This window comes from Streptomyces sp. PU-14G (genome assembly GCF_041028275.1).
Lineage (GTDB): Bacteria > Actinomycetota > Actinomycetes > Streptomycetales > Streptomycetaceae > Streptomyces.
The window spans coordinates 22,858-33,296 of sequence record NZ_JASKYT010000050.1; the positions used below are offsets into that span (position 1 = coordinate 22,858).

Here is a 10,439-nt window from a genome sequence, read left to right on the forward strand (position 1 = left end):
CCATGATCGTCGGGGTCGACGTCGGCACCTCGGTCACCAAGGCCCAGCTCGTCGCGCGCGACGGGCGCACAGGCCCCGCGCACGAGGCCCGCAGCACCCTCTACACGCTGCCGGGCAACCGCGTCGAGCAGGACATGGACGAGGTCATCGGCACGGTCGTCACCGTCGTGCGGGCCGCCGTCGCCGACGCCGCGCAGTTCGCCCCCGACGAGCCCGTCGAAGCCCTCGCCCTCACCGGGCAGGGCGACGGCCTGTGGCTGCGCGACGCGCGGGGCCGTCCCGTCGGCCGCGCGCTGTCCTGGATGGACGGCCGTGCCGCTCCCGTACTGGAGGGCTGGAGCGCCGACGGCACCACCGACGCGGTCTTCCGCCGCACGGGAGCCGGCATGTTCCCCGGCGCGGCCGGCCCTCTGCTGGCCCACCTCGCCGCGCACGAACCCGACCGGCTGGCAGCCGCCGAGACCGCGGGCTACTGCGTGGACGCCCTCACCCAGCGCTTCACCGGCGAACGCACCGTCGACGCCTCGGACGCCTCCCTGCCCTTCCTCGACGTCTCCACCCGCACCTACGACGACGAGGCACTCGACCTGTGCGGCCTCAGCGACTGGCGCGGACTCCTGGCAGACCCCGCACCACCCGGCACCCTGTTCGGGCTGCTGCCCAAGGTCGCCGCCGAACTCGGCCTGCCCGCGGGGCTGCCCGTCAGCGCCGGGCCCTTCGACATCCCCGCCTGCGGGCTCGGCTCCGGCCTGGAACAGATCGGCCAGGGCAACCTCATCATCGGCACCACCCTCGCCTGCCAGGTCCTGGCCTCCGACCCCGCACCGGGCTCGGGCGAACCGGCCGGCATGGTCCTCGCCACCCCCTACCCCGACCGCTACCTGCGCGTCATGCCTGCCATGATCGGCACCGCCGGGCTCGACTGGCTGCTGGGCATGCTCGGCGTCCGCATCGAGGAACTCGACGCGCTGCTCGCCCAGTCCCCCTACGGCGCCGGCGGCGTCACCGCGCTGCCCTTCCTGTCCACCAGCGGCGAACGCGCCCCTTTCGTCGACGCCCGCGCCCGCGGCCGGCTCGACGGGCTCTCCCCTCTCACCGGCCGCGCCGACCTGGTGCGCGCCCTGTGCGAAGCGGTCGCCTACTCCGCCCGCCACTGCCTGGAAACCCTCGGCGTGGCAGGCGAGATCACCGCATGCGGCGGTGGCGCCCGCTCCGGCGAATGGGGACGCATCTTCGCCGGAGTCCTCGGCCGCGACGTCCACGTCCGCGAGGACGCGGTCGGTATCCGCGGCGCGGCCCGCGTCGCCTGGGACGCCCTCGGGGCCGCCCCCGAGAACTCCGCCTCCTCCTTCGCCCGCGTCTCCCGCGCCGACCCCGACGCGGTCGCGTTCTACGACGACGGCTACCACCGCTACCTCGACACCCTCGAAAGAGCCCGCCAGTCCTGGTGACCACCGGCGGGGCCCCGTGACGGGACGGGCACCGCCCCGGCTCGTCCGGTGGCGGGCCCGGGCTCTCACAGGCTTCTCACAGGCCACGAAGGATGAGCTGGAGCACACACATGACCCGGATATTCAACGACCCCTCCCGCTTCACCACCGACATGGTGGAAGGCTTCGTCTCGGCGCATCCCGAGCACGTACGGGCCGCGCCCGGCGGCGGTGTGGTCAGAGCGGCCCGCCCCACCGCACCCAAGGTCGCCGTCCTCACCGGCGGCGGCTCAGGGCACTACCCCGCCTTCTGCGGCGTGGTCGGTGACGGCTTCGCCGACGGCTCCGTCATCGGCAACGTCTTCACCTCCCCGTCCGCCGCCCAGGCACACGCCGTGGCGACGGAGGCCGAATCCGGCGCCGGAGTCCTGTTCATGTTCGGCAACTACGCGGGCGACGTGATGAACTTCGGCCAGGCCGCCCAGCGCCTGACCGACGAGGGCGTACCGGCCCGGTGCTTCGCCGTCACCGACGACGTGGCGAGCGCGCCCGCGGCCGAGGCCGGCAAGCGGCGCGGCATCGCGGGCGGCTTCACCGTCTACAAGACGGCCTCGGCGGCGGCCGAGGAGGGCGCTTCGCTGGACGAGGTCGTCCGCGTCGCGGAACGCACCAACGCGCGCACCCGCTCCCTGGGCGTCGCCTTCGCCGGGTGCACCCTCCCCGGCCAGCGCGAACCCCTGTTCACCGTGGAGGAGGGCAAGCTGGGCCTGGGCCTGGGCATCCACGGCGAGCCCGGCGTCAGCGAGGACGAGCTCACGACGGCGGACGAGCTGGCCCGCACCCTCGTGGCGGGCCTGCTGGCCGAGCGGCCCGCCGAGGCGGCGGACGACGACCGGGTGGCGGTCCTCCTCAACGGCCTGGGCTCCACCAAGTACGAGGAGCTGTACGTCCTGTGGGCCTCGGTGGCCGAGCGGCTCGCCGACGCCGGGCTCGACCTGGTGCGGCCCGAGGTGGGCGAGCTGGTCACCTCGCTGGACATGGCGGGCTGCTCCCTCACCCTCACCTGGCTGGACGAGGAACTGGAACGGCTCTGGCTGGCTCCCGCCGACACCCCGGCGTTCCGCCGGGGCCGGATGGCCGACGCGAGGACGGCCCCGACCCGCCAGGCCGCCCCCGCGCAGAGGGCCACCCGCGCGAGCGGCACGGCGACCGGCTCGGCGCCCGGCGGCGGGCGCGCAACCGCGCCTGCGCCCGCGACAGGAGCCGCGCTCACCACCCTGGCCACCGCCGTGGAGGCGTTCCGCGCGGCCCACACCCTCCTCCACGACCAGGAAGAGGCGCTCGGCCGGCTCGACGCCGTCGCGGGCGACGGCGACCACGGGCGCGGAATGTGCAAGGGCGTGGACGCGGCTCTGGCCGCCGCCGAGCAGGAGCGTGAGCGCGACGCGGCCCCGGCCGTCCTGCTGGGCGCGGCCGGTGACGCGTGGGCGGCCGAGGCGGGTGGCACGTCGGGGGCGCTGTGGGGCGCGGGCCTGCGCGCGTTCGGCTCGGCGCTGCCCGCCGACCGCGCGCCCGAGCCCGCCGAACTGGTGGCAGGGGCCCGGGCGGCGCTGGAGGCGGTCACCTCGCTCGGCAAGGCGGAGCCCGGCGACAAGACGCTGGTCGACGCGCTCGCCCCGTTCGTGACCGCGTTCACCGAACGGACCGACGCCGGCGCCTCGGCGGCGGAGGCCTTCGCCGCCGCCGCCGACAGGGCGCGTACCGCCGCCGAGGCCACCGCCCGGCTGCGCCCGAAGCTGGGCCGGGCCCGGCCGCTGGCCGAGCGCAGCCTCGGCACCCCGGACCCGGGCGCCACCTCCCTGGCCATGGTCCTGACCGAGGTGTCGGCCACCGCCACCGCCGCCCTCCCCGACTGACACGGACCCGGCCGCCGCCGGGACCGGCCGCCGCCGGGACCGGCCGCCGCAGGGACCGGTTGCCACAGGGTCCGGTCGCTGCCGGGCACGGCCGCCGCAGGGACCGGTTGCCACAGGGTCCGGTCGCCGCAGGGTCCGGCCGCCGCCGGGCCCGGCTGCCGCAGGGCGGACTCGGCCCTCACCGGAACCGGTGGGTGCCGGACCGGCCGACACCGGACCCGGCGGACCGCACCGGCCGACGTACGAGACGGACGCTCCCCTGGAGGAACGCACCATGAGCACCAACCCCGCACAGCCCCGGCCGTTCCGCGTCGTCGTCGGGTGTGACGACGCGGGACTCGACTACAAGGAAGCCCTCAAGAAGGACCTGGAGGCAGACGCCCGCGTCGCGGAGGTGACCGATGTCGGGGTCGGCAGCGACGAGCACACCGCTTACCCGCACGTCGCCGTCGAAGCCGCCCGCCGCGTCGCCGAGGGCGAGGCCGACCGGGCGCTGCTCGTCTGCGGCACCGGTCTCGGCGTCGCCATCAGCGCCAACAAGGTGCCGGGCATCCGGGCGGTGACCGCGCACGACAGCTACTCCGTGCAGCGTTCCGTGCTCAGCAACAACGCGCAGGTCCTCTGCTTCGGGCAGCGCGTCATCGGTCTGGAGCTGGCCAGGACGCTGGCGGCCGAGTGGCTCGACCACCGCTTCGACGAAAGCTCGGCCTCCGCCGAGAAGGTCGCCGCGATCACGGGCTACGAGCGGCGCGACTGCTGAGCGAGCCGGCACTGGCCCCTGAGGGCAGTCGGCACAGGCACCACAAAAAGGCAGGAGCCCCCGCCGTCGGCGGGGGCTCCTTGGGGTGCTGCGTACGTCGCAGGGACCTACTGCGCGGTGACGTTCTCAGCCTGCGGGCCCTTGGGCCCCTGCGTCACGTCGAACGTCACCGTCTGGTTCTCCTCGAGCGAGCGGAACCCGGATGCGTTGATAGCGGAGTAGTGGACGAAGACATCGGGACCGTCACCGTCCTGGGCGATGAAGCCATAGCCCTTTTCGGCGTTGAACCACTTCACGGTTCCGGTAGCCATAAGCCCTCCTTGGGCCTATAAGGGTGTCCCTGCTCCCAGAACCCACTAAGAAGCCTGAAAACGACGAGAGCCCGCGGTCACATGCTCCGCAGGCTCTGTACTGCAAGGGAAACCAAACTGCAACTTGCAGCGAGACTAGCACGGGGGCGCCGACGGTGGAAGGGTCGAAGATCACTCGATTGGGAGCCGGTCGCTTAAGACCACCGCAGCGGCCATCCTGGCCGGTCAGCGTGCCCGGCCAGGCCGCTGCCCGGCGCGCTCGGTTCCCCTCCCCGCCGGTTCCCCGTGTCGCTCCCGGCCGGTTCTCCGCCGGTGCCCTGACGGTGCCCCGGGTCACTCCCCGGCCGGGTCTCCGGGGCGCTCCCCGCCGGTTTCCCGGCCACGACACCGCGCATACGCTTGTGCACCGAGAGCCGCGAGGGGGTAGGCCTGTGGTCGCGGAGGATCGGCGTGCTGCCGGGCGGGTCAGCAACGAGATCAGTGGCGGCATCTTCTTCAACTGCGTGATCCAGGGGAACAACATCTCCGTGCGGCTGCCGCCGGTGATCACCCCAGCGATGGCGGGGCTGCCGGCACGGGTGGGCACGTTCGCAGGCCGCGAGGAGATCCTCGAAGCCCTCGTCTCCTCCCTGGCGCCCGACGCCGCCGGCACCGGTGCGGCGCGCGTGTCCGCGCTCGCGGGGCTGCCCGGGGTGGGTAAGACCGAGTTGGCGCTGCAGGTGGCCGACCGGGCACTGAGCACACCGGGCTGGTTCCCGGGCGGGGTCCTCTTCGTCGATCTGCTGGGCCACACCCCCGGTGCCCGTGGCCCCATGGCACCCGGGAAGGCCCTGCGGTCCCTGCTGGAGGCCCTCGGCATCGCCCGGGAACGGCTGCCGGACGAGATCCAGGACCTGGCCAGGCTCTACCACTCGGCCCTGAGCGCGTACGCGGACGAGGGCCGCCGGGTCCTCGTCGTCCTCGACAACGCCGCCCACAGCGACCAGGTCCGGCCGCTGCTCCCGGGTGACGCGCGCACACCGGCGCTCGTCACCTCGCGCCATACCCTCTCCGACCTGGCCAACGTCGCCCTGCACGACGTGGACGTCCTGAGCATCGAGGGGTCGGTGCGGCTTCTGCGGCGCGAGTTGCGCCAGAAGCGGGGGGCACGGGACCGCCGGGTCGACGAGGATCCCGACGCCGCCGCCCGCATCGCCGAGCAGTGCGCCCGCCTGCCACTGGCCCTGGCCATCGTCGCCTCGCTCCTCGCGGACGTGCCCGGGCGCTCCCCGGCCGCGATGGCCGCCGACCTGGATCAGGCCGGCCGCCGCCTGGACCGCCTCAGCCGCGACGAGCGTGCCGTGCGTGCCGCCTTCGACCTCTCCCACGCCGCCCTGCCACCAGAACAGGCCCGCCTGTTCCGGCTGCTGCCGATGACGCTCTACCCGGACATCTCCGCGGCGGCGGTGGCAGCCCTCGTCGACAGCGATGCCGCGCACGCCGAGCACCTTCTCAGGGCGCTGGCACGGGCGAACCTGATCGGTACCGACGCCACGGGCGAGCGCTGGTACATGCACGACCTCCTCGCCGTCTACGCCGAGGAACGGAGCGCCGACCACGCGGAGGAGGACAGCAGGCAGGAGGCCTTCCCCCGGTTGGTGTCCCACTACGCCGAGCGTCTCGTGGCGGCGGGCTCCCACCTCCGCCCTTCCGGGACGCCCGACACCGACCTGTTCGCCGATCGGTGGGAGGCGCTGAGATGGCTGGCGCACGAACACGACAATCTCGTTGTCACCGTGCTCGTGGCCGAGGCCGCGGAGGCCGACGTCTTGTGCTGCGAACTGGCGCTGCACCTGATGCCGTACCTGTCCGCCCACCACTACCCGCACGAGTGGGTCATGGTCGGCACGACAGCCGCCGAGGCCGCCACCCGGGCGGGCGACCCGGGCCTGCACGCGACGGTACTCGAGGGGCTCGGCGCGGCGCTGGAAGCGGCTCGGCGGTACGAGGAGGCGGTCACCGCCTACAGCGCGGCGATCGAGCAGTTCCGCGCGGCCGAGGACCCGGAGGGTGAGGCGACCGCGCAGAGCCGGCTGGGCAGCGCGCTGGCCTCGCTGCGGCGGCTGGAGGAAGCCATCGAGGCCCACTCCGCGGCCGAAGCCCTCCGTCCCCGACGCGAAGATCCCGGCCGGCACGCGGTGCTGAGCTCGCACCGCGGCTCCACCCTGAGGGCCGCGGGGCAGTACGACGCCGCGGTCGCCTCCCACACCGAGGCCCTCGCCGCGCACCGGGAGGCGGGAAACCCCGGGGGCGAGGCGGTAGCGCTGAACAACCTGGGCAACGCCCTGGCGGCCAAGGGGGAGTTCGAGCAGGCCAGAGCCGCCCACGTCGAGGCGCTGTCGCTGCACCGCCTGACCGGGCAGCGGCACGGGGAGGCCGACTGTCTCAACTGCCTGGGCAGCACCCTGGTGGACCTGGGAGAACACGCGCAGGCGCTCGCCGTCCTGGACGAGGCGCTCGACCTCTACGGCGTTCTGGACGACCCGCACGGCCGGCAGACCGCCCTGAACAACACAGCCGTCGCCCACCTGAGAGCCGGCCACACGGACGACGCGCTGGCCGCCCGGCTGGCAGCGCTCGACGCGGCGCGGGAGGCGGGCGAGCCTGCCGCGCTGGGCGAGACCCTGACCGCTGTCAGCGGCCTGTTCAACGAGAGCGCGCGGTACGAGGAGGCGATGACGCTCGCCGACGAGGCGGTGGCCCTGCTCCGGGAGGCGGAGCACCCCACACTGCTGGCCGGGGCGTTGCACGTGCTGGCCAACGCGCTCCACGGCGCCGGCCGGCCCGCCTCGGCGATCGAGACCCGCGCCACCGCCGTCGCCGCGCACGACCGGGCCGGGGACGAGGGCGCCACGGCGGACAGCCTGGAACATCTCGGACTGGACCTGATGGCAGCGCAGCGGTGGGGAGAGGCCGCGGAGTCCTTCTGCCGGGTGGTGGCCTTCCGGCGGGCGCGGGACGGCCGGGGGGAACTCGCCCGCGCGCTGGCGGATCACGGCCGGGCCCTCCTGAAGGCGGGGCGGGCCCCGGAGGCCGTCGCCGCGTTCGACGAGAGCCGGTCGCTCCACCAGGCCGCCGGCGACTCAGCGCAGGAGACCGACGCTCTCCTGTGGACCGGTCACGCGCTGCGGGAGGCGGAGCGCCACGACGCGGCGGCGACCGCGTACGCGAAGGCCGCGCTGCTCTCCCGCGCGAGGGGCGAGCGGAGCGGTGCGAAGCTCGCGTACTCCTGCCTCTTCCTGGCCCGGGCCGCGGCGGGCACGGCCGGCTGGCGCGGCTGGTGGGGGTACCTGTGGCTGCGGCTGCGGCCGGACGCGTCCCGGATGTCCGAGGAGCGGGCCGAGAGCCTGCGCCACCGCACGGTCTTCGACCGCAGGGCGCTCGTCGAGCCCCTCGTCCTCGGCTGCGTCCTGCTGGTGGTGAACTCGCTGGCCTTCCCCGAGGTGTCGGTGACCGGGCTGTTCGTCGTCGTCCTGAGCGCGCTGTGCGCCGTCTCTGTCACCCGGTCGCTCCTGAGACGACGCGAAGGCCGCTCCCGGCCGGCGCGGACCCGGCATGACGCGCATGCCGGGCCCTGAGCGCGCACCTGCCGGAGGCGCCGGCGCCGGACCCGGGCCCTGCTGCGCGGCTGCGCACCGTGGTGCGCGGCCACCGCCTCGCCGGCCGCGGTCGCGGCCCCGGTCGCGCAGGCCACCGCGCCCCTCGTGGGAATCGCGATATTCCGGGGCGTACTCTCCGGAGAGTGACTGCTAAACCGGCTGATTCGAGGGATGTGCGCACCCGCCCCCGCGTCGCGCACATCCAGTTCCTCAACTGTCTCCCGCTGTACTGGGGCCTGGTCCACACGCACACCCTGCTGGACCTGGACCTGACTCGGGACACCCCCGAGAAGCTCAGCGAAATGATCATCGACGGGCGGCTCGACATGGGGCCCGTCACCCTCGTGGAGTTCCTGCGCAACGCCGACGACCTGGTGGCGCTCCCCGACATCGCGGTCGGCTGCGACGGCGACGTCATGTCGTGCGAGATCGTCTCCCGCGTGCCGCTGGACCAGCTCGACGGCGCCAGAGTGGCCCTCGGCTCGACCTCGCGCACGTCCGTGAGGCTCGCCCAGCTGCTGCTGAGCGAGCGCTACGGCGTCCAGCCGGACTACTACACCAGCGAGCCCGACCTCGAGCGGATGATGAAGGAGGCGGACGCGGCCGTCGTCATCGGCGACGTGGGACTGCGCGCCTACCTGCGCCGGCTGCCGGAGGAGGGGCTCCAGGTGCACGACCTGGGGCGGCTGTGGAAGGAGTGGACGGGGCTGCCGTTCGTCTTCGCCGTCTGGGCGGTGCGCCGCGACTTCCTCGCGCGCTCCCCCGAGACGGTGCGCGAGACGCACCGCGCCTTCCTCGACTCCCGTGACCTGGCCATGGAACAGGTCGACCAGGTGGCCGAGCACGCCGCGCGGTACGAGGTCTTCGACCCGAAGGTGCTGGAGAAGTACTTCACCACGCTCGACTTCCGCTTCGGCGAGCGGCAGTTGGAGGGCGTGGCCGAGTTCGCCCGCCGCACCGGCGCGACGACCGGGTTCCCGCCCGACGTCCGGGTGGAGATGCTGCGCCCCTGAGCCCGGGTTTGCCGAGTCGGGGCCTGTCGAGCCGAGCCCGGGTCTGCCGAGTCCCGGGCGGCCTCCTCCCGTCCGCCCGCGTAACGGGCCGCCCGCGTAACGGGCCGCCCGCGTAACGGGCCGCCCGCGTAATGGGCCGCGCGCCTCGCATCGGGGCTCCCGCTTCCGGTCCCGGTCCCCGGCGGTGTGCCTAAGCTGGTGGTGCCCGAGGGGACCCGGAGGGAAGACGTCCGCCGGGAGGGCGCGGGGCAGCGACCGAGGGGGGCACGATGCAGCCGCTGGAGCCGGAGGACCCGCAGTCGCTGGGCGAGTACCGCCTGCTGCGCAGGCTGGGCGCGGGCGGGATGGGCAGGGTGTACCTCGCCCGCTCGACCAGTGGCCGCACCGTCGCGGTGAAGGTGGTCCACCCGCACCACGCGGTGGACGAGGAGTTCAGGCACCGCTTCCGGCGCGAGGTGGCCTCGGCGCGCAGGGTCGGCGGCGCCTGGACGGCCCCGGTGCTGGACGCCGACACCGACGGGCCGACCCCGTGGGTGGCCACCGGGTACGTGGCCGGCCCCTCGCTGGCGCAGGCCGTCGCCGAACACGGACCGCTGCCCGAGGCGACGGTACGGGCGGTGGGAGCGGGGCTCGCCGAGGCCCTCGACCACGTGCACGGTCTCGGCCTGGTGCACCGCGACGTGAAGCCCTCCAACGTGCTGCTCACCCTGGACGGCCCCCGTCTGATCGACTTCGGCATCGCGCGGGCCAAGGACGGGACGGCCTCGCTCACCTCCAGCGGCGTCTCGGTCGGCTCCCCCGGCTACATGGCGCCGGAGCAGATCCTCGGCGAGCGGGTCGCCGGGTCCACGGACGTCTTCGCGCTGGGCGCGGTGCTGGTGTACGCCGCGACGGGCGAGGCGCCCTTCCCCGGGGACAGTTCGGCCGCGCTGCTCTACCACGTCGTACACGGCGAGGCCCGGCTCGACGGCCTGCCGGACGGGTTGCGCGAGACCGTGACGCGTGCCTTGTCCAAGGACCCCGGCGGGCGGCCCTCCACCGAGGTCCTCGTCGGGGAGTTGGCGGGCGCGGCGGGCGGCGCCGCCGGACTGGTGCGCAGCGGCTGGCTGCCCGGGCCGATCGTGGAGCAGGTGAGCAGGAGCGCCGTCGAACTGCTGGAGCTGGAGCCGCAGGCGCCGCAGGGTTCCGGCCCGGTGCCGTTCACGACGCCCGCGTACGGGCCTGACGCGGGCCTCGTGCCACCTCTGCCGGCGTCCCCGCCGAGCATCCCGCCGTCCGTCCCGCGCGGGCCGGGGTTCGGGCCGCCTGACCCCTCGTTCGGCGAGGCCGTCGCCCACCCCACCACGGAAACCGGACCGCCCGGCCCCACCG

General features: G+C 74.5%; 7 protein-coding genes. 6 read left to right on the forward strand and 1 reads right to left on the reverse strand.

From position 1 onward, the window contains the following. Positions 1 to 2 precede the first annotated feature (2 nt). The 3 genes from AB8Z75_RS09060 to AB8Z75_RS09070 all read left to right on the forward strand — a co-directional run bounded on the left by AB8Z75_RS09060 (position 3) and on the right by AB8Z75_RS09070 (position 4,106). Positions 3 to 1,451: an FGGY family carbohydrate kinase gene (locus tag AB8Z75_RS09060; RefSeq protein WP_369200901.1), complete on the forward strand. Its 1,449-nt coding sequence runs from the start codon at positions 3 to 5 to the stop codon at positions 1,449 to 1,451. Between the two features lie 110 nt (positions 1,452 to 1,561). After that, on the forward strand, positions 1,562 to 3,346 hold the full coding sequence (locus tag AB8Z75_RS09065; protein ID WP_369200902.1) for a dihydroxyacetone kinase family protein: 1,785 nt from the start codon (positions 1,562 to 1,564) through the stop codon (positions 3,344 to 3,346). Positions 3,347 to 3,620: 274 nt separating this feature from the next. Then, complete coding sequence (locus tag AB8Z75_RS09070; RefSeq protein ID WP_369200903.1) at positions 3,621 to 4,106, forward strand: ribose-5-phosphate isomerase; 486 nt, start codon at positions 3,621 to 3,623, stop codon at positions 4,104 to 4,106. A gap of 107 nt (positions 4,107 to 4,213) precedes the next feature. Here AB8Z75_RS09070 and AB8Z75_RS09075 read toward each other — a convergent pair whose 3' ends face one another. Next, positions 4,214 to 4,417, reverse strand: a complete 204-nt coding sequence (locus AB8Z75_RS09075) for a cold-shock protein (protein ID WP_027739251.1) — start codon at positions 4,415 to 4,417, stop codon at positions 4,214 to 4,216. Between the two features lie 431 nt (positions 4,418 to 4,848). Here AB8Z75_RS09075 and AB8Z75_RS09080 point away from each other — a divergent pair, with 431 nt between their 5' ends. The 3 genes from AB8Z75_RS09080 to AB8Z75_RS09090 all read left to right on the forward strand — a co-directional run. Beyond that, entirely contained in the window at positions 4,849 to 8,034 is a 3,186-nt protein-coding gene (locus AB8Z75_RS09080) for a tetratricopeptide repeat protein (RefSeq protein WP_369200904.1), read from the forward strand. A gap of 164 nt (positions 8,035 to 8,198) precedes the next feature. Further along, positions 8,199 to 9,068, forward strand: coding sequence for a menaquinone biosynthetic enzyme MqnA/MqnD family protein (locus AB8Z75_RS09085; RefSeq protein WP_369200906.1), 870 nt, complete (start codon positions 8,199 to 8,201; stop codon positions 9,066 to 9,068). A gap of 269 nt (positions 9,069 to 9,337) precedes the next feature. After that, the coding region (locus tag AB8Z75_RS09090; RefSeq protein WP_369200907.1) for a serine/threonine-protein kinase at positions 9,338 to 10,439 on the forward strand (1,102 nt) is incomplete at its 3' end.

What these genes read in the sequence shown, in the direction of transcription:
- AB8Z75_RS09060 (WP_369200901.1), top strand. Translation starts at nt 3, where the DNA reads ATGATCGTCGGGGTCGACGTCGGCACCTCGGTCACCAAGGCCCAGCTC.
- AB8Z75_RS09065 (WP_369200902.1), top strand. Translation starts at nt 1,562, where the DNA reads ATGACCCGGATATTCAACGACCCCTCCCGCTTCACCACCGACATGGTG.
- AB8Z75_RS09070 (WP_369200903.1), top strand. Translation starts at nt 3,621, where the DNA reads ATGAGCACCAACCCCGCACAGCCCCGGCCGTTCCGCGTCGTCGTCGGG.
- AB8Z75_RS09075 (WP_027739251.1), bottom strand. Translation starts at nt 4,417, where the DNA reads ATGGCTACCGGAACCGTGAAGTGGTTCAACGCCGAAAAGGGCTATGGC.